Origin of the sequence: Brevundimonas sp. (assembly GCF_036677305.1) — a bacterium.
Taxonomy (GTDB): Bacteria; Pseudomonadota; Alphaproteobacteria; order Caulobacterales; family Caulobacteraceae; genus Brevundimonas.
This window is the reverse complement of the sequence record NZ_JAKFEB010000170.1, coordinates 1-16,189: the sequence shown is the minus strand read 5'-3', so window position 1 is coordinate 16,189 and position 16,189 is coordinate 1. Positions and strand designations below refer to the sequence as shown.

The 16,189-nt window shown below is 68.8% G+C and carries 19 protein-coding genes and 1 tRNA gene; 13 read left to right on the top strand and 7 right to left on the bottom strand.

Going from position 1 to position 16,189, the window contains the following annotated elements:
- The first annotated feature begins 81 nt into the window (after positions 1 to 81).
- From V6M42_RS09635 to V6M42_RS09625, 3 genes are all read left to right on the top strand, one after another.
- Positions 82 to 357, top strand: a complete 276-nt coding sequence (locus V6M42_RS09635) for a FliO/MopB family protein (protein WP_332658617.1) — start codon at positions 82 to 84, stop codon at positions 355 to 357.
- The gene (gene fliP, locus V6M42_RS09630) at positions 354 to 1,178 is read left to right on the top strand and encodes a flagellar type III secretion system pore protein FliP (protein WP_332658481.1); all 825 of its coding nucleotides are present in this window, start codon (positions 354 to 356) and stop codon (positions 1,176 to 1,178) included. The genes V6M42_RS09635 and fliP overlap by 4 nt, the downstream gene beginning before the upstream one ends.
- Before the next feature lie 119 nt (positions 1,179 to 1,297).
- Complete coding sequence (locus V6M42_RS09625; protein ID WP_284223625.1) at positions 1,298 to 1,576, top strand: HU family DNA-binding protein; 279 nt, start codon at positions 1,298 to 1,300, stop codon at positions 1,574 to 1,576.
- Positions 1,577 to 1,588: 12 nt separating this feature from the next.
- On the opposite strand, the gene V6M42_RS09620 is transcribed toward V6M42_RS09625, so the two are convergent.
- Both V6M42_RS09620 and V6M42_RS09615 read right to left on the bottom strand, forming a co-directional pair.
- Positions 1,589 to 4,456: a tetratricopeptide repeat protein gene (locus tag V6M42_RS09620; protein ID WP_332678336.1), complete on the bottom strand. Its 2,868-nt coding sequence runs from the start codon at positions 4,454 to 4,456 to the stop codon at positions 1,589 to 1,591.
- Positions 4,457 to 4,517: 61 nt separating this feature from the next.
- Positions 4,518 to 5,027: a CinA family protein gene (locus V6M42_RS09615; RefSeq protein ID WP_332678335.1), complete on the bottom strand. Its 510-nt coding sequence runs from the start codon at positions 5,025 to 5,027 to the stop codon at positions 4,518 to 4,520.
- Between the two features lie 108 nt (positions 5,028 to 5,135).
- On the opposite strand from V6M42_RS09615, the gene V6M42_RS09610 reads away from it, so the two are divergent.
- The gene (locus V6M42_RS09610; RefSeq protein ID WP_332658487.1) at positions 5,136 to 5,543 is read left to right on the top strand and encodes a DUF983 domain-containing protein; all 408 of its coding nucleotides are present in this window, start codon (positions 5,136 to 5,138) and stop codon (positions 5,541 to 5,543) included.
- A 63-nt stretch (positions 5,544 to 5,606) separates the two neighbouring features.
- A complete protein-coding gene (locus V6M42_RS09605) occupies positions 5,607 to 5,738 on the top strand; it encodes a hypothetical protein (RefSeq protein WP_332678334.1) in 132 nt (43 codons plus the stop codon).
- A 1-nt stretch (position 5,739) separates the two neighbouring features.
- On the opposite strand, the gene V6M42_RS09600 is transcribed toward V6M42_RS09605, so the two are convergent.
- Complete coding sequence (locus V6M42_RS09600) at positions 5,740 to 6,528, bottom strand: hypothetical protein (protein WP_332658491.1); 789 nt, start codon at positions 6,526 to 6,528, stop codon at positions 5,740 to 5,742.
- Between the two features lie 515 nt (positions 6,529 to 7,043).
- A tRNA-Arg gene (locus V6M42_RS09595) sits at positions 7,044 to 7,120 on the bottom strand.
- Between the two features lie 298 nt (positions 7,121 to 7,418).
- Between V6M42_RS09595 and V6M42_RS09590 the strand changes: the two genes are divergently transcribed.
- Both V6M42_RS09590 and V6M42_RS09585 read left to right on the top strand, forming a co-directional pair.
- Positions 7,419 to 9,920: a helicase-related protein gene (locus V6M42_RS09590; protein WP_332678333.1), complete on the top strand. Its 2,502-nt coding sequence runs from the start codon at positions 7,419 to 7,421 to the stop codon at positions 9,918 to 9,920.
- The gene (locus V6M42_RS09585; protein WP_332678332.1) at positions 9,917 to 10,213 is read left to right on the top strand and encodes an RNA-binding S4 domain-containing protein; all 297 of its coding nucleotides are present in this window, start codon (positions 9,917 to 9,919) and stop codon (positions 10,211 to 10,213) included. Before V6M42_RS09590 ends, V6M42_RS09585 begins: the two co-directional genes overlap by 4 nt.
- Here the strand turns inward: V6M42_RS09585 and V6M42_RS09580 are convergent.
- The gene (locus V6M42_RS09580) at positions 10,200 to 10,820 is read right to left on the bottom strand and encodes a YceI family protein (protein WP_332658497.1); all 621 of its coding nucleotides are present in this window, start codon (positions 10,818 to 10,820) and stop codon (positions 10,200 to 10,202) included. The genes V6M42_RS09585 and V6M42_RS09580 overlap by 14 nt on opposite strands.
- Before the next feature lie 176 nt (positions 10,821 to 10,996).
- Here V6M42_RS09580 and fdxA point away from each other — a divergent pair, with 176 nt between their 5' ends.
- Both fdxA and V6M42_RS09570 read left to right on the top strand, forming a co-directional pair.
- Positions 10,997 to 11,338 carry a ferredoxin FdxA gene (gene fdxA / locus V6M42_RS09575; protein ID WP_332638601.1) on the top strand — a complete coding sequence of 114 codons (342 nt, stop codon included), beginning with the start codon at positions 10,997 to 10,999 and terminating at the stop codon, positions 11,336 to 11,338.
- A 319-nt stretch (positions 11,339 to 11,657) separates the two neighbouring features.
- The gene (locus V6M42_RS09570; protein ID WP_332658499.1) at positions 11,658 to 12,215 is read left to right on the top strand and encodes a CarD family transcriptional regulator; all 558 of its coding nucleotides are present in this window, start codon (positions 11,658 to 11,660) and stop codon (positions 12,213 to 12,215) included.
- A 60-nt stretch (positions 12,216 to 12,275) separates the two neighbouring features.
- Here the strand turns inward: V6M42_RS09570 and V6M42_RS09565 are convergent, their stop codons facing one another.
- Complete coding sequence (locus V6M42_RS09565; RefSeq protein ID WP_332678331.1) at positions 12,276 to 12,551, bottom strand: c-type cytochrome; 276 nt, start codon at positions 12,549 to 12,551, stop codon at positions 12,276 to 12,278.
- A 230-nt stretch (positions 12,552 to 12,781) separates the two neighbouring features.
- On the opposite strand from V6M42_RS09565, the gene V6M42_RS09560 reads away from it, so the two are divergent.
- Positions 12,782 to 13,261 carry a hypothetical protein gene (locus V6M42_RS09560; RefSeq protein ID WP_332678330.1) on the top strand — a complete coding sequence of 160 codons (480 nt, stop codon included), beginning with the start codon at positions 12,782 to 12,784 and terminating at the stop codon, positions 13,259 to 13,261.
- Between the two features lie 22 nt (positions 13,262 to 13,283).
- On the opposite strand, the gene V6M42_RS09555 is transcribed toward V6M42_RS09560, so the two are convergent.
- Complete coding sequence (locus V6M42_RS09555) at positions 13,284 to 13,754, bottom strand: DUF3617 domain-containing protein (protein WP_332658502.1); 471 nt, start codon at positions 13,752 to 13,754, stop codon at positions 13,284 to 13,286.
- A gap of 217 nt (positions 13,755 to 13,971) precedes the next feature.
- Here V6M42_RS09555 and rpmB point away from each other — a divergent pair, with 217 nt between their 5' ends.
- The 3 genes from rpmB to V6M42_RS09540 form a co-directional block, all read left to right on the top strand.
- Positions 13,972 to 14,271, top strand: coding sequence for a 50S ribosomal protein L28 (rpmB, locus tag V6M42_RS09550; protein ID WP_332658504.1), 300 nt, complete (start codon positions 13,972 to 13,974; stop codon positions 14,269 to 14,271).
- Between the two features lie 83 nt (positions 14,272 to 14,354).
- Entirely contained in the window at positions 14,355 to 14,687 is a 333-nt protein-coding gene (locus tag V6M42_RS09545) for an MmcQ/YjbR family DNA-binding protein (RefSeq protein WP_332678329.1), read from the top strand.
- Between the two features lie 240 nt (positions 14,688 to 14,927).
- A partial coding sequence (locus V6M42_RS09540; RefSeq protein WP_332678328.1) for a M1 family metallopeptidase occupies positions 14,928 to 16,189 on the top strand: 1,262 nt, incomplete at its 3' end.

Genomic DNA, 16,189 nt, shown 5'->3' with positions numbered 1-16,189 from the left:
GATAGGCAGTAACTGCCGCGTGCATGGTTAACGGGACGTTATCTCAATACGGCGTTAACCATGATCACCGAAGTCTTGCGCATGGACTTCCTCGATCTGTTCCGCGCCGTCTTCGCGCTGGCCATCACTCTCGGCATCATCGGCCTGGCCGCATGGGGCGCGCGGCGGTACGCGCCGTCGCTGCTGGCGCGCCTCAGCGCCGAGCGCGGCGAAAAGCGGATGAAGGTGGTCGAGACCCTGATGCTGGACCCCGCCCGCCGGCTGGTGCTGGTCTCCATCGACGGCGAGGAGCGGGTGCTGATGCTGGGCGAAGGCCGCGAACTGATCGAGCCGCGCGGGCCGGAGGCCGCCAAGTGAGCCTCAAGGGCGTCTTTGTTCTGCCCACCCGCGCCGAGCTGAAGCGCGCGGCGATCCTGTCGCTGATCACCACCCTCGCCTGCCTGCTGTGGCCGCTGGGCGCCCTGGCCCAGGACATCGCCGCCGCGGGCGGACCGGGCGCGGCCATCAATGTCGATCTGGGCACCGGCGCGGGCCTGACCGAACGGGTGGTCCAGCTGGTCGGTCTGATGACCGTCCTGTCGCTGGCGCCCTCGATCGTCATCATGACCACAAGCTTCGTGCGAATCGTCGTGGTGCTGTCCCTGCTGCGGACCGCCCTGGGCATGCAGCAGTCGCCGCCCAACGCGGTTCTGGTCTCCCTGGCCCTGTTTCTGAGCGCCATCGTGATGGCCCCGACCTGGCAGGACGCATATGATTCGGGCATCCGACCCCTGCTGGATCAGCAGATGGAGCTGCCCCAGGCCTTCGATGCGGCGTCGGAACCTGTGAAGACTTTCATGCTGGCGCAGGTGGACCGGGACGACCTCGCCCTGTTCGTCCGGCTGTCGCAATTGGAGGCCCCGACGGCGGCCGCCGACCTGCCCCTGAGGGTGGTCACTCCGGCCTTCATGATCAGCGAACTGAAGAAGGCCTTCGAAATCGGATTTCTCCTTTTCGTTCCGTTCCTTGTGATCGATCTGGTGGTCGCCAGCGTGCTCATGTCCATGGGCATGATGATGCTTCCTCCGGTAGTGATTTCCCTCCCGTTCAAGCTGATCTTTTTCGTGCTCGTGGACGGCTGGAGACTGGTCGCCGGAAGCCTGGTCGAGAGCTTCCAGCGAGCGTCCGGTACCGGATAAATCCCCACCCCGTGGGGGTTACAGCGGCGAAGTCGCTTGCCAAGCTGACAAAAAGCGGCGTCAATCCGTCCGTCATCGCCCCTGAATCGAGGGGCGAGCTTCATCGGGAAACGACCCACATGACCACCCAAGCCGAACTCATCGCCTCCGTCGCCAAGGACGCCGGTGTCAGCCAAGCCGACGCCGGCCGCATGCTCGACGCCCTCGTCAAGAACATCCACAAGTCGCTGATCGGCGGCGGCGACGTGCGCATCTCCAACCTGGGCGTGTTCGACACCGCCGCCCGCGCCGCCCGTGAAGGCCGCAACCCGGCCACCGGCGCGACGATCAAGATCGCCGCCTCGAAGGCCGTGCGCTTCCGCGTTTCGAAGCCGCTCAAGGATGCGGTGAACAAGTAAGACCGAAAGGTCTCAGGCAGCCGGCCTCGTAGCCGGCGCCGCAGCTTGAGGACGGGCGGGGGCCGCGGCGCGGTTCCCGCCCGTTTTCGTTTTCAGCTCGTCCTTCATGGCCGTGACCCAGCCGGCGAAGGTGTCGGCCGAAGCGGTGAGGGCGGCGAAATCGCCGGGCTCCACGCCGTCGTCGTCCAGTGCGATCGAAAGGGCCGTCTTCGCCCGCGCCCCGGCGATGAACGGGCGATAGTTCCGCGACAGCCGGTTCAGGCCCGCGCTGTCATGGCCCAGCGAATAGCCCACCCCGGCGCGAATCAGCCGCGCCTCCTCCTCGGCGGTCAGGGGCGCCGGATCCGCGAAGCGCTGGCCCAGACGGGCCTCGTACAGGGCGGCCGCCTGGAGCCATTTCTGCTGTTTCCAGAAGACCTCGGCGCGAACCTCGCGCGCCTCGGAGGTGGCGTCGTCGCCGAGAATCTCGAGCGCGTGGTCATAGCGCCCCAGCTGGGTCAGGGCGCGGGCCTCCAGCGCCCGTCGCTCGGCGTTCAGCGCGCCCGGCAGCAGGGTGGAGCGCGAGCCCCAGATGGCCTGCAGCGCGGGCTCGGGCTGGCGGTCCATCAGATAGACGGTGGCCAGATCGGTCGCGACCTGGGCCTTGGCCACCCCTTCGAGCCGGTTCTCGACCTGGTATTTCAGCAGTTCGGCCGCCTGGTCCAGAAGGTCGACGTCGACCAGCCGCCGGGCCAGCCGGCGCACCATCTCGTCGCCGTCGGCGCCGATGGGGGTCAGGTCGCGGAAGTCGTAGAACAGGCCGAGGGCCTGGACGGGCTGCAGGCCGTCGGCTCCGCCCTCGAGGAACAGCATGCGGAAGGCGTCGCCCAGATCCGCCTGGATGTCGGCGGCGCCCTCGAGCCGGTTCAGACCCGGGCCAGCGCCCTTCAGCGCGGTCAGGGCCTCGCGGTACAGGCCCTGGGACAGATAGAGCTGGCCCAGTTGCCGGATGACGGCCAGTTCCGTGGCGTCGCCGCGCCAGCGCCAGCGCAGGGCTTCCAATTCTTTCGCGGCGTCGCCGGGCTTCATCTTTCCCTTGGCCAGCGACAGGCGGACCACGCCCAGTTTGGCGGGCACCGAAACGGCGTCCAGCGGCGCCCGGCTGACGGCGGTATAGACGGCCAGGGCGCGGTCCGACTGGCCGTCGATCTCGAAAAGTTTGGCCTGGACCAGATGCGCGGTCAGCTGGTCGGCGGCGGGCGCGCCCTGGCTGAAGCTGTAGGCCAGCAGGGCGCGGGCGGCGGGCAGGTCGCCGGTCTCCAGCGCCGCCTGCGCATGGGCCGCGCCGAAGCGGGCCCGCCACAGGGGGGTGAAGGCGTCGGCCGCGACGGCTCCGGCGGCGAACGCCTGCCGGGCCGCGGCCCAGTCGCCCTGGGTCGAGGCGATATAGCCACGCCACATGGCGGACGCCGGATCTCCGGCCACGGCCGCGGCGGCGAAGTCGCCCTCGGCCTCCTCCATCCGTCCGATCGAGGCGCGGGCCGCGCCGCGCAGACCGCGCAGTTCGGGCTCGCCCGCCATGTTGGGAGCCTTGGCGACGATGTTGTTCAACACGCCGACGGCCTCGTAGCCCAGTCCCGAGCCGACGAGGAAGCGGGCCAGGGCGAAGCGCGCCTCGGCGGAGGCGCGCGGATCCTCGCCGGCGGCCATGGCCTCTTGGGCGGCGGCGTCCTGAAGCTGGCGATAGCGGGTCGAGAAACCGGCGTGGCCGACGTCGGCCCATTCGGCCAGGATCAGGGCCGGGAATTTCGCCTTCCTCGGCGCGCCGCTCTCATCGGCGCCGGCGTCCAGCACGGCCGAGGGCGGGGACAGGATGAGACCGTTGGGGCGGCTGAAGGTGACGCGGTCCGTCTCGGCCAGGATGCCGAGGTCCTCGGCCGTGGCTTCAACGGCCATGCCCTGCGCCGTGGGCAGCAGGGCCATGTCGATCGTGCGGCGACGATCGGCGAAGCCCTTCCCGGGCGCCAGGGCGGTGACGGCGGCGAAGCGGTCGCCGGCCAGCGGGTCGGTCAGCCAGATCGCCTTGGTCGCGCCGGCCATGCGCGCGACCAGGACGGCCTCGCCGGTGTCCGCGCGTTCAACCGGCACGCCTGCGACGGCGACCGGCTGGCCGCCGATGACGACGGTCCAGCTGGTTCCCCGTGCGACGGCCGACACCGCCAGCCCTTCGGGCGCGGCGATACGGACGGCGATATGGTCTGCGGCGGCGGTCCAGTGCGCGTCGGATGCGGGCCCCAGTTGCCGGGCGCCGGTCATGTCGAGACGGGCGGGCGCGTCAAACACGACCCACACGGCCGCGCCGCGCCGGAATATGGCGGCGCCGACCGGCTTGTCCCACTGGAAGGTCATCGAAACCTTGGTCGGGGTGGCGCGGGTGGTCACCGGCACGGTCGACGGCGCGACGGCGACGGGCGGGGGCGCGTCCGGAGCCGAGGCGAACAGGTTCACATAGACCACGCCGTCGGCCGAGCCGTTGCGGGCGTCGGCGCCCTCGGCCAGGGTCAGGACCAGTTCGGTCGCGCCCTGGACGGCGCGGGTCTCGACCTTCTCCACCCCCTTGGGCGGATCGACCTTCAGCCGCGAGACATCGGGCGCGGCCGTCGAGCCGATGCGGACGATGACGTCCCTGCCCTCGCGCCGGACCCGCGACCGCGCACCGATGACGCCGGCGAATTCGAGGCGGGTGAACTCGGCGTTGGCGCCGATCCGGATCGAGATGGGATCGGCGCCGGCCCCGCCTTCCTGCGCCAGGGGCGCGAGGGGCGCGAACGCGACCGCCCCGGCCGCGGCGGCGGCCACGGTGGTTCTGAGAACGCGCTTGCTGACGGAGACCCCGGACATACGCGCGCACCCTCGCGCGACCGGCCTTACAACGCGGTTAACGGTTGGTGACCGTTCCGCCTCAGCCAGGCAGGGCGTCCCGCATCATTCTCAACGCCACGCGCAGGCACTCCAGCCGCACCGGCCCGCGGCCCCGATCGCCGAAATGATGCTCCTCGTGGCGCGTGGGCGCGCCGGTCGCGGCCAGGGCGAAATGCACCAGTCCCGGTTCGTCGTCCGGACCGGCCCGGCCGGCGAAGCCGGTGACCGAGACCGCCACCCCGGCGCGGGAGTCCCTCAACGCGCCCTCGGCCATGGCCCGGGCCACCGGTTCGGACACCGCGCCGTTCCGCTCGATCAGCCGGCGGGGGACGCCCAGTTCCTCGGCCTTGGCCTCATCCGTATAGACGACATAGCCGCGCTCGAAGGCGTGGGAGCGGCCCTCGACATCGGTCAGCATCGAGGCGATCAGGCCGCCGGTGCAGCTTTCAGCGGTGGACAGGGTGACGCCGTGATCGCAGGCGGCCTTCAGCACGGCGTCGACCAGGGCCTCGATGTCGGCGGGCACGGCTGATCCAAGCGTCTCGGTCATGGGCGAGGAACGGCGCGAGCCGCAGGGGCGTTCCCGCGACAACTGGCCCGGTTGCGGAGGCGGCCCCGGAGGCCGACATGCAGTCCGGCTTCCCGTCAGGACGAGATCGTGACCGACCCCGAGTATCCGCGCCTCAGCACCCTCTCCACCGGTCTGCGCTGCCGCTGTCCGCGATGCGGCGAAGGCCCCCTGCTGAGAGGCTTCCTGACCATCCGCGAAGCCTGTCCCGCCTGCGGCCTGGACTACGGCTTCGCCGAACCGGCCGACGGCCCCGCCTTCTTCGGCATGAGCCTCGTCGGCCTGCTGGGCATGGCCCTGTTCATGTGGTTCGAATTCGGCGTCCACCCGCCGATCTGGGTGCATCTGGCCGTGACCATGCCGTTGCTGGTGCTGGGCTGTCTGGGCGTGCTTCGCCCCCTCAAGGGCTGGCTGGTCTCGGAACAGTACATCCACAAGGCCGCCCCGCCGGAGTTCGAAAGCATCGGCGGGCACGGCAAGGGCTCGAAGTGGCGCTAGCCCTCGTTTGACTTCGCCGGCGGCGACGCGCCCTGTGCCCGCGCCTCAGGGAGGGGCGCGGCCATGACCATCGAACGAATCCTGTCGTGGCTGCTCGTCCTCGTGCCCCTGGTCGTGCTGGGGATGAGTCTGCGCATGATCCTGACGCGCAAACGGGACCCGGCGCCGCCGCCCGGCCCCGCCGAAGACGCCTGACCTAGAGCGACCGCGGCTCCAGGGTCGAGAAGACGGCGTGGGTGGCCCCTGCGGCCTGGGCCGCCAGCGCCCGGTCCGGCCGCAGATTGACCAGCAGCACCTGGCTGCAGATCTTGCGCGCCGCGCCGACCAGTTCCGCGGCGCTGATCCAGTCGCGGGCGCCTTCGTGCGCCACCCCGGCGAAGTCGATCGCCAGGCAGTGGGCGTGAACGCCGGCCAGGCTCCGCGCGGTGTCGACGTCCGGGGCGATATGCAGGACGACGCCGCGGGTCTGGGTCTGGAAATGCGCGAGGGTCTCGTCGATGACGTCGACGGGCGTGTGCTCCAGACCGCCGAAGACCTCGATCAGCAGGCTGCCGGGCTCCGAACTGTGCTGGACCGCCGCGCATTGCAGCGCATAGGGCCCGCGTCCTCCCGACAGCGTGCGCCAGAAGGCCGGAACGATCGCCGTGTCCCCCGCCCCCAGCCGCAACAGACGCATGCCGTGCTCGATGGTCAGGATGTCGATCTGCCTGAGATCCTCGAGCTCCAGCGTCTTGCGTTCGAAGATGGAGCGCTCGCCGCAACGCCGGATGGTGCGCTTCAGCCGCTGGCTGATCGGGGTCGAGGAGGCCAGGTCGAATACCGGCTGCGACGCGAGGGTGACCGTCAGTTCGCAACGCGAACGGGTCGCGGTCGAAAACGTGACGCTCTCATACGGCGCCCCGAACGCGCGCCGCTGAGGGCTGTGTCCCGCCTCGGTCTCTTCGCGCAGATGCCCGTACCCGCCGTCCCCTCGTCCCGCATGCATGTCCAGTCAGCCCCGATTTCAACCTGTGTCGTCGCTCTTGAATGAACGCTGATAGCTTAATCCGGCCCTTATCGTCCTGGTTAACTGACAGCATTAACGCAGTAATGATAGTGTAAAATTTGCATTTCCCTCCATGTCTGAGCGCATTTGTGACATCGTTGCTAAGGGGAATATAGATGGAGAGCCTAGGGGTTTCTACCTATTGAGAAAGTACAACGAGTTTACTTGGCAAATAATGCGTACCTTACTTTCAAATTGAACCAATAAAGAGAAAAGTCGCGACCACATAACCAAAAACAAGTTTGTTGGCATGGCGATTTCTGTGATGCTGCTTAAGAACGCCACGCGCCACTACGCTGGAAGGGGGAGTTTTATACTTGTTTCTATCGGAGGGTGTACGGCGCCGGACACGTGGGGCGGTTTCCGGTAAACGGGGAAACCATCTTGCGGTCCCGACCAAAACCTGTGGATGGATGACGCCGCCGGCGGCGGGATTCCGAAGGTATTGGGGAGGGTGGCGACCCCGGAGGGACTCGAACCCCCGACCTCTGCTTTAGGAAAGCCTTGCTCTATCCGGCTGAGCTACGGGGCCACGCAGGGCTGACCTAGCGTCTGGGACGGCGTCGGGGAAGCGGTCCGATGCGTTTTCCCGCCACGGCGCGCGGGATCCTCCGGACTCGCCTTGAGCGAACGATGTTTCGCCTTGTGATTAAGAGCCGTTAAGATACAATATCTTGTAGGGAACAAACCCCGAATCGGGCCGTGTCGGTGATTCGGTCCTGATTCGTTTCGCCCCTGTTCCGCCGATCGAAGCTTCGCTGTTTACAGGTCGCCGCGCCGCCGCGGCGCCGCTTGAGGAACCGGGCGGGACACGCCACCTTTTCAGCATCATGAGTGATCGGAGCGCCGGACAGGCCCCCTCGCGCATCGTCGCGGTGCTGGGGCCCACGAATACCGGGAAGACCCATCTGGCGGTCGAGCGGATGCTGGGCCACGCCTCCGGCATGATCGGCCTGCCGCTGCGGCTGCTGGCGCGCGAGATCTACGACCGCATCGTCAGGCGCCGGGGCGCGGCCGCCGTCGCCCTGGTCACCGGCGAGGAAAAGATCGTCCCGCCCCGCGCCCACTATTTCGTCTGCACGGTCGAGGCCATGCCGATGGAGCGGTCGGTCGAATTCCTCGCCGTCGACGAGATCCAGCTGGTCGCCGACCCCGAGCGCGGCCACGTCTTCACCCAGCGGCTGCTGCACGCCCGCGGCCGGTTCGAGACCATGTTCCTGGGCGCGGGGACCATGGCGCCGCTGATCCGGTCGCTGGTTCCGGACGTGGAGATCGTGTCGCGCGAGCGGCTGTCGACCCTGTCCTACGCCGGATCGAAGAAGCTGACCCGCCTGCCCGCCCGCAGCGCCATCGTCGCCTTCAGCACGGAGCAGGTCTACGCCATCGCCGAACTGATCCGGCGCCAGCGCGGCGGCGCGGCCGTGGTCATGGGCTCGCTCAGCCCCCGCACCCGCAACGCCCAGGTCGAGCTGTTCCAGTCGGGCGAGGTCGACTTCCTGGTCGCCACCGACGCCATCGGCATGGGCCTGAACATGGAGGTCGACCACGTCGCCTTCGCGGGCCTGCGCAAATTCGACGGCCGCCGCACCCGCTGGCTGCACGCCCACGAGATCGGCCAGATCGCCGGCCGGGCGGGCCGCCACCTGCGCGACGGGACCTTCGGCGTCACCGGCGAGTCGCTGGAGCTGGACCCCGACCTGGTCGAACAGGTGGTCGAGCATCGCTTCGACCCCGTCGAGGCGGCCGAATGGCGCAACGCCCGGCTGGATTTCGACACCCTGCCCGACCTGCTGCGCTCTCTGGTCGTATCGCCCGGGCGCGCGGGCCTGACCCTGACCCAGCCGGCGCTGGACGAGACCCTGCTGCGCCGCCTGATCAAGGACGAGGAGGTGGCCCGCATCGGCCGCTCGCGCGGGGCCATCATGCGGCTGTGGGAGGCCTGCCAACTGCCCGACTTCCAGAAGACCACGCTGGACGAGCACGGCCGGCTGGCGAAGGACATCTTCCAGGCCCTGACCGGGAAACGCGGCCGGCTGACGGAGGAGTGGATCGCCCCGCGCTTCGCCGAACTGGACCGCGACGACGGCCAGATCGACCAGCTGTCGGCCCGGCTCAGCGGCGTGCGCACCCTCAGCTATATCGCCAACCGTCCCGACTGGCTGGATCAGGCGCAAGGCTGGCGCGACCGCACCAAGGCGCTGGAGGAACGGCTGAGCGACGTGCTGCACGAGCGGCTGACCGCCCGCTTCGTGGACCGGCGCACCACCGCCCTGATGCGGGCCCTGAACGTGCGCGAGGACGCCGTCGCCGACGTCGACGAGGAAGGCGCGGTCATCGTCGAGGGTCACGCGGTCGGCCGGCTGACCGGCGTCGACTTCCAGATCGACAAGGGCTCCTCCGCGCTCGAGGACCGGGCCCTGCGGCATGCGGCGCGTCAGGCGGTGACGCCCGAGATCGCGCGCCGGCTGGGCCGGCTGGCGGCGGACGCGGACGAGGCCTTCGGCGTCACGCCCGACGGCGCGGTTCTGTGGCGGGGCGTGCAGGCGGGGCAGGTGACGGGCGGCGACTGGTTCGCGCCCCGGGTCAGGCTGCTGGGCGAACTCGGCCCCGTCGCGGCGCGCGAGCGGGCGCAGCGCCGGCTGGAGGCCTGGCTGGCGGCCGAGGCAGGCCGGGCGCTGAAGCCGCTGAAACGTCTGAAGACGGCGATCGAGAGCGGCGCCCTGAAGGGTCTGCCGCGCGGGCTGGCCTTCCGGCTGCTCGAGGCCGGCGGGATCATCGACCGCCGCGAGGTCGACCGCGACCTGGCGGCGCTCAGTCAGGTCGAGCGCCGCACGCTGAGGACCTTCGGCGTCCGCATGGGGGCCCATTCAATCTGGCTGCCCGCCCTGCTGAAGGCCCGGCCCCGCGCCCTGGCGCAGGCATTCACGGCCGGCGAGCCCTTCCGGCCCGGCGGTCAGGCCCTGACGCAGCTGCCCGAGCCCGCTCCGGGCTCGCGCCGCCTGTCCGCCCTCGGCCTGCGTGCAGTCGGCCGCTTCGCCGCGCCCGTGGACCTGCTGGAGGCGATGACCGAGCGCCGCGCCAAAGGGCATGGCGCGCTCTCCGACGCGGATCTGACGGAACTGGGCCTGTCCGCCGCCGAGGCCGGGAGCCTGTCCGCCTCTCTCAAGACCACCCGCGCCCGCCAGCCCGACCGTCCGGGCCAGGCGCCGAAACCGGTGAAGGATTCTCCGTTCGCGGCCCTGTCTGTGCTGACGGCGCCGCCGACCCCGGCCGCCCGCGCCAAACGCCGCCGCCCGCGCCGCGCCCGGTCGCCCTCGGCCGGCACGGCATGAGCGAGACGGCCTGTCGCATCGACGTCTGGCTGTGGCGCGCCCGCTTCGCCAGGACGCGGTCGCTGGCGGCCGCCATGGTGGAGCGGGGCCTGATCCGACTGACCCACAACGGCGTCCAGACCCGGCTCGACAAGCCCAGCCGCACCGTCCACGTCGGCGACGGTCTGGTGTTCGCCCTCGGCGGCCGCCTGGTCGAGCTGCAGGTGCTCCAGACAGGCGAAAGGCGCGGACCGCCCGAGGAGGCCCGCGCCCTGTATTCCGTCGTGGAGCGCGAGCCGCCTACTGGCGGATGAACTCGCCCTCGATGTGCAGGGTCACCTCGTCGCCCAGCACCGGCAGGCCGTAGGTGATGCCGAAGTCCGAACGTTTGATCGTCGCCTCGCCGTCGAAGCCGGCCTTGTAGGCGCCCATCGAGACGCCGGCCTGGTTGAAGTCGACCTCCATGGTCACCGGGCGGGTGACGCCGCGCAGGGTCAGGTCGCCGACGACGGTCGCTTCCGAGGCGTCACCGGGGTCCACCGTGACCGAACGCGAGACGAAGGTGGCGACCGGGTGGTTGGCGGTGTCGAAGAAGTCGGCCGTCTGCAGGTGGCCGTCCAGACCGTCGTTGTTGGAATCGACCTCGGTCAGCGGAATGGTCGCCGTCAGGCGCGAGGCCGAAGGGTTGGCCGGATCCAGGGTGAGTTCGGCCCGGGCGTTCACGAACTGGCCGACATAGGTCGAGAAGCCCATGTGATCGACGGACCAGGTGATCTTGCCGTGGTCGGGATCGAGCTTGTACGCGCCGGCCTGGACCTCGACCGGCGTCTGGGTCAGGGCGGCCTGGGCGACCACGGCGCCGCCGGCGAGGAGGCTGAGGGCGGCGGCCGCGGCCAGGGTCGTGTGGGAAATGAAACGCATGGAGAAATCCTCTGATGATCTGGCGATCTGTAATCGCATCAGATACAGATAGGATGCCCGGCGGCCGCGACAACCCCTGCCGCATGCGTCACGTCCGCCCACCGAGTTGACAGTCGGGGCCGCGGAGGTCATCTGCGCAGCCCGACCTCCAACCCTCTCGATCGCCCCTTCATTCAATGACCTACATCGTCACCGACGCCTGCGTGAAATGTAAGTTCATGGACTGCGTCGAGGTGTGCCCGGTCGACTGCTTCTACGAGGGTGAGAATTTCCTCGTCATCGCCCCGGACGAATGCATCGACTGCGGCGTCTGCGAGCCGGAATGCCCCGTCGACGCCATCGTGCCCGACACCGAGGACGAACCCGACGGCAAATGGCTGATGGTCAACGCCGAATACGCCAAGGTCTGGCCGAACATCACGGTCAAGGGCACGCCTCCGGCCGACGCGGAACAGTTCGAGCGTGAAACCGGCAAGTTCGAGAAATACTTCTCCGAAAAGCCCGGAAAGGGCTCCTGACGGCACGACGGGGCCCTCCCGCCGGGATCAAGGCGGTGGGATTTGCCCGCACAGTCACGCCAGCGCTGTGGACGTTTTGAATTTCCGCAATTTTGTGATAGGTTCCTGTCATTGGGTCGGGCGGTAAGCGATTTTCTCGCGCCGCCCGCGTTTGCGACAGAACTCCGCCCACGAAGGCGGGGTCGGCCAGAGGTTTGGTGATCCGTTTCCGTTCCTGACGACTGAGTAGAACTGCGCCGCCGACGGTCCGCCGTCGCCGAAGAGCGCAGCCGTCACTTGCGTAACCGTCTCATCCTCCCTGCGCCGGGAAAGGAATGACATGACGAACAAGACTGGTCTGGAATTCAAGGTTGGCGACGCGGTCGTCTATCCGGCGCACGGCGTCGGCAAGGTGGCGGCTGTCGAGACCCAGGAAGTCGCGGGCATGTCGCTGGAGGTCTATGTCGTGACCTTCGACCACGAGAAGATGACCCTGCGCGTCCCGACCAAGAAGGCCAAGACGGCCGGTCTGCGCTCGCTGGCCGCCGATGACGTCGTGACCAAGGCCCTGACGACCCTCAAGGGCCGCGCCCGCGTCAAGCGCACCATGTGGTCGCGTCGCGCCCAGGAATACGAAGCCAAGATCAACTCGGGCGACCTGATCTCGATCGCCGAGGTGGTCCGCGACCTGCACCGCGCCGACAGCCAGCCGGAACAGTCCTATTCGGAGCGTCAGCTCTATGAATCGGCCCTCGACCGCATGGCTCGCGAAGTCGCCGCGGCCAACCGCATCGACAAGGACGCCGCCGTCCAGCTGCTGGCCAAGTCGCTGAGCGCCAAGAAGGCGGTCATCGCCGCCGCCGAAGCGGCCGAAGAAGCCGAGGCCGAAGCGGCCTGATTTCGACGCGCATCGCCGAAACGAAAGAAGGCCCGGGAGCAATCCCGGGCCTTCTTCAATTCACCGGCCCGGGCCGGTCCCGGAGACGTTTTCGAGGTAGGCGATCACATCCGCAATCTGCGCGGGCTCGAACTCGAAGGCGGGCATGGCGGGATGGGCGGTGACCAGTCCCTCGGCGAAGGCTTCCTGCAGGTTCTGAACGGGATACTGCCGGCCCATGTCGCGGAACGGCGGCGCGGCGACCATCGGACTGTCCCCGGATCCCTCGACGGCGTGGCAGCCCGCGCAATTCTGCCGCACGAGGATCGCGCCCCGGTCCGCAGATCCCATGACCATGGGCTCCATTCCCTTCGCGGGAAGCGGCTCGGTCGCGCATCCCGCGAGCGCGAACGCTCCCAGCAGGATCCAAATTCGACCCGTCATTGTCCGTCCTCCGTCAAGGCCGCAACCGCGCCCTGCCTGTCTAGCACATCGGGACGACGGTCGGCTTGCGACGCCGCGCCCCGATCGAATTGACCGCACCGGACCAGGCGGTCAGGGTGCGGACGGGCGAGGGAACTTGACCGATGCGCTTTTACGCCTGTGCCGCCGCCGTCATTGTCGGGTTCAGCGTCCCGGACCCGGCATCCGCACAAACCTACCGGCGGGCGGGAAGCTGGGGCGTTGTGGTGGAGGGCGGTTCATGCGCGACCTCCCGGTACGATCAGGACGGTCGAAGACTGGTCATACTGCGGGCGCAGCGGGGCGGAGGCGTATTGCTGGGCGTCGTGAAGGACGGCTGGTCGACCACGCCGGATCAAAGCTATCCCGGCCTGGAACTGGGTCTGACCGGCGTCACCTACCGAAACCTGAGATCGATCGGCGTGGAGGTGGACGGCCTCCAGGGGCATGCCTTTGTCCTGGCCGACACATTTCTGGATCACCTGGCCGCCACCTCCCACCTCACGGTGATCGACGGCGATCGCCGGGAGCGGATCGACCTGGAGCAAATGGCGCTCACCGTCGACGACCTGAGACAATGCCGGGCCGCGACGATGGCGGACTAGCCGCCGTCGACGGGCCGACCGGTCAGAAATACTCGGCGTTGGCCGGGCACTGCGCCGCCAGACGGCGGGCGGTGATGGTCGCGGGAATATACGGGCTCCAGATGCCGGCGGCCCTGATCGAGGCCCCGCCGTTGAAGCTGAACTGCTCGGGCTGGTAGGTGCCGTTCAGGCGCACGCGGACCTGACGGCCGCTGCGCGAGACGCAGCTGCCCTCGAACCGGGCGTTGCCGTTGCCGACCTCGCGGGTCGGATAGGTGCAGCGATAGTGGCGCGTCGACAGGCCGCCGAAGAAGCGGTTGATCTCGCTGGGGCGCACGCATTTCGTCTCCGTGTCCCGCTGACCCACCGCGCTGGTGGTGTACTGCCAGTACCCCGGCAGGACGGGCGGCGCGGCCGACTGCACGGGCGCGGCCGGACCGGCCATGGGGGCGCTCGCCATCAACAGGGCGCCGATCAGGACGGGGGCGGCGCGGAGCAGGACGGACATCTTCATCGAACGGACCTCGGCAGCGGAGCTCGCTGCAATGGATAGAAGCGATATATGGCGGGAATTGAACGGCGGCTGAACGCGCTGAAAGCCGCTACAAGCCTTGACGCGGCGCGGTGACTTCCACTATACGGCCCCCTCTCGCGCGGGGACCCGATCCCTGCGCGCCTTTGTTTCATGCGTCCGCGCCGTTTTCGTGGACCGCTCCGTCAAGGATAGTCAGATGTCGCGTCGCTGCGAACTCACCGGTATCGGCCCCATGGTCGGCCACAGCGTGAGCCACTCGAACGTCAAGACCAAGCGCCGCTTCCTGCCGTCGCTGAAGACGGTCAAGGTCGCCTCGGAAGCCCTGGGCCAGTCGTTCAGCCTGCGCATCTCGAACGCCGCCCTGCGCACCCTGGACTTCAAGGGCGGGCTTGACCCGTTCATCGTCAAGGCCAAGGACGAGCAGCTCTCGACCGCCGCCCAGCGCATCAAGCGCCAGGTGAAGGCCAAGCTGGCCGAGCAAGCCACCGCCGCCTGATCGGGCGACGCCGCTGAAGATTTGAAGAGGCCGGTGGAAACACCGGCCTTTTTCTTTGCGCGCCGCGGACGCACAGTCGGGCCATGACCCGCGACGAAATGTTCGCGTACGCCCTGACCCAGCCCGGCGCCGAAGATTCCACCCTGTTCGACGGCCGCTGCGTCCGCGTGCGCGGTCACTGGATCGTCAATGAGGGGCGCGAACCGGACAGTCTGGCCTTGGCGCTGGACACCGGCACGGTCGACTTCCTGATGGAGACCGAGCCGCAGACCTATTTCCAGACCCCGCACTACGAGGGCTGGCCCGCCGTGCTGGTGCGCTACGAGGCGGCCGATGACGACCGGCTGCGCGAACAGATCGACAAGGCCTGGGCCCGGCGGGCGACGAAGGCGCAGGTCAGGGCGCGCGGAATGTAGGTCGCTCCTTAACTTTCGTCATCCTCCGGCGACCCCCGCGAAAGCGGGGGAAGACCGGGGGACCCAGCGGCGCGCGTGAGCGCGACCCTGTCGCGGACACCGTGCGTGGACAGATCGCCTTCGGCGCCGCTGGGTCCCCCGATCTGCGCCGCTGCGCGGCTTGTCGGAGGATGACGAAAGGGGAGTTGCGCGACTGACGCGCCCGTCTAGGCTGACCCCGTTGTCGTCGGGGAGCTTTTCGTGTCCTTCATCGCCTGCCGCGCCGCCGTGTCCGGCGCCTCCCTGTTCGCCCTCGCCGCCTGCGCCACGGCTCCCGCCGGGACGATCACGCCCCCCTCGAGCGAACCCGCCGCCGTGGTCGCGCCGATGCGGGAATCGACCGCCTTCACCCTCGGCACCGACCAGCCGCGCACGCCCGAACAGCTGGCCATGGCGTTCGACAAGGCCGACCTGTCGCTCAAGGTCATGCCCGACGACAAGGCGATCGACGCCGTCGCCGTGCTGGACTTCACCGCCACGGCGCCGCTCAGCGCCGTCGTGGTCGAGCTGGACACCCTGCTGACCGTCTCGTCGGTGCAGGTCGACGGGCGCGAGGTTTCCGGCTGGACCAATCCCGAAGGCCGGATGACCATCCCCCTGCCCCGTCCGCTGGCGGCCGGCGAAAAGGTCTCGGTCCGCATCGCCTACGCCGGCCGGCCGCGCGTGGCCCCGAACGCCCCCTGGGACGGCGGCTTCGTCTGGGCCAACACCGCCGACGGAACGCCCTGGATCGCCACCGCCGTCCAGCCCGAGGGCTGCGACCTGTTCTGGCCCTGTGTCGACAGCCCGCTGGCCGAGCCCGGGCGGGTCGATCTGCACATCACCGTGCCTTCGAACCTGTCGGCGCCGTCGAACGGCCGCTTCCTCGGCACGGTGGATCACGGCGACGGCTGGACGACCTGGAACTGGAGCGCGGCCCATCCCAACACCTACGCCATCGCCCTGAACATCGGGCCGTATGTCGAGCTGAAGTCCGACTACCGCAGCCGGTTCGGCAACACCGTGCCCATGTCCTACTGGCATCTGCGCAGCGACGACCCGGTCAAGGCCCGGGCCCTGTTCGACCAGTTCGCGCCGATGATGGACTTCTACGAGGCGACCGTCGGCCCCTATCCCTTCGGCGACGAGAAGATGGGCGTGGTCGAGACCCCGCACCTGGGCATGGAGCACCAGACGATCAACGCCTACGGCAACGCCTACAAGCTGGACGGCAGCGGCTTCGACTGGCTGCTGCACCATGAGCTGAGCCACGAGTGGTTCGGAAACCAGCTGACCAACCGCAACGCCGACGACATGTGGCTGCACGAGGGGCTGGGCAGCTATATGCAGCCGCTCTACGCCCGCTGGCTGAACGGCGACCGGTTCATGCAGGTCTATCTGCAGGACCACCGGCGCGAACTGATCAACAAATTCCCTGTCGTCTCGGGCACGATCAAGTCCGAGGACGAGGTCTACAAGGGCGA

Excerpts from the sequence above, each read along its gene's own strand:
- rpmB (WP_332658504.1), top strand. The coding sequence starts at position 13,972 with ATGTCGCGTCGCTGCGAACTCACCGGTATCGGCCCCATGGTCGGCCAC.
- V6M42_RS09565 (WP_332678331.1), bottom strand. The coding sequence starts at position 12,551 with ATGGTCATGGGATCTGCGGACCGGGGCGCGATCCTCGTGCGGCAGAAT.
- V6M42_RS09590 (WP_332678333.1), top strand. The coding sequence starts at position 7,419 with ATGAGTGATCGGAGCGCCGGACAGGCCCCCTCGCGCATCGTCGCGGTG.
- V6M42_RS09605 (WP_332678334.1), top strand. The coding sequence starts at position 5,607 with ATGACCATCGAACGAATCCTGTCGTGGCTGCTCGTCCTCGTGCCCCTG.
- V6M42_RS09560 (WP_332678330.1), top strand. The coding sequence starts at position 12,782 with ATGCGCTTTTACGCCTGTGCCGCCGCCGTCATTGTCGGGTTCAGCGTC.
- V6M42_RS09600 (WP_332658491.1), bottom strand. The coding sequence starts at position 6,528 with ATGCATGCGGGACGAGGGGACGGCGGGTACGGGCATCTGCGCGAAGAG.
- V6M42_RS09580 (WP_332658497.1), bottom strand. The coding sequence starts at position 10,820 with ATGCGTTTCATTTCCCACACGACCCTGGCCGCGGCCGCCGCCCTCAGC.
- V6M42_RS09625 (WP_284223625.1), top strand. The coding sequence starts at position 1,298 with ATGACCACCCAAGCCGAACTCATCGCCTCCGTCGCCAAGGACGCCGGT.
- V6M42_RS09615 (WP_332678335.1), bottom strand. The coding sequence starts at position 5,027 with ATGACCGAGACGCTTGGATCAGCCGTGCCCGCCGACATCGAGGCCCTG.
- fdxA (WP_332638601.1), top strand. The coding sequence starts at position 10,997 with ATGACCTACATCGTCACCGACGCCTGCGTGAAATGTAAGTTCATGGAC.
- V6M42_RS09570 (WP_332658499.1), top strand. The coding sequence starts at position 11,658 with ATGACGAACAAGACTGGTCTGGAATTCAAGGTTGGCGACGCGGTCGTC.
- V6M42_RS09585 (WP_332678332.1), top strand. The coding sequence starts at position 9,917 with ATGAGCGAGACGGCCTGTCGCATCGACGTCTGGCTGTGGCGCGCCCGC.
- V6M42_RS09620 (WP_332678336.1), bottom strand. The coding sequence starts at position 4,456 with ATGTCCGGGGTCTCCGTCAGCAAGCGCGTTCTCAGAACCACCGTGGCC.
- V6M42_RS09635 (WP_332658617.1), top strand. The coding sequence starts at position 82 with ATGGACTTCCTCGATCTGTTCCGCGCCGTCTTCGCGCTGGCCATCACT.
- V6M42_RS09555 (WP_332658502.1), bottom strand. The coding sequence starts at position 13,754 with ATGAAGATGTCCGTCCTGCTCCGCGCCGCCCCCGTCCTGATCGGCGCC.
- V6M42_RS09545 (WP_332678329.1), top strand. The coding sequence starts at position 14,355 with ATGACCCGCGACGAAATGTTCGCGTACGCCCTGACCCAGCCCGGCGCC.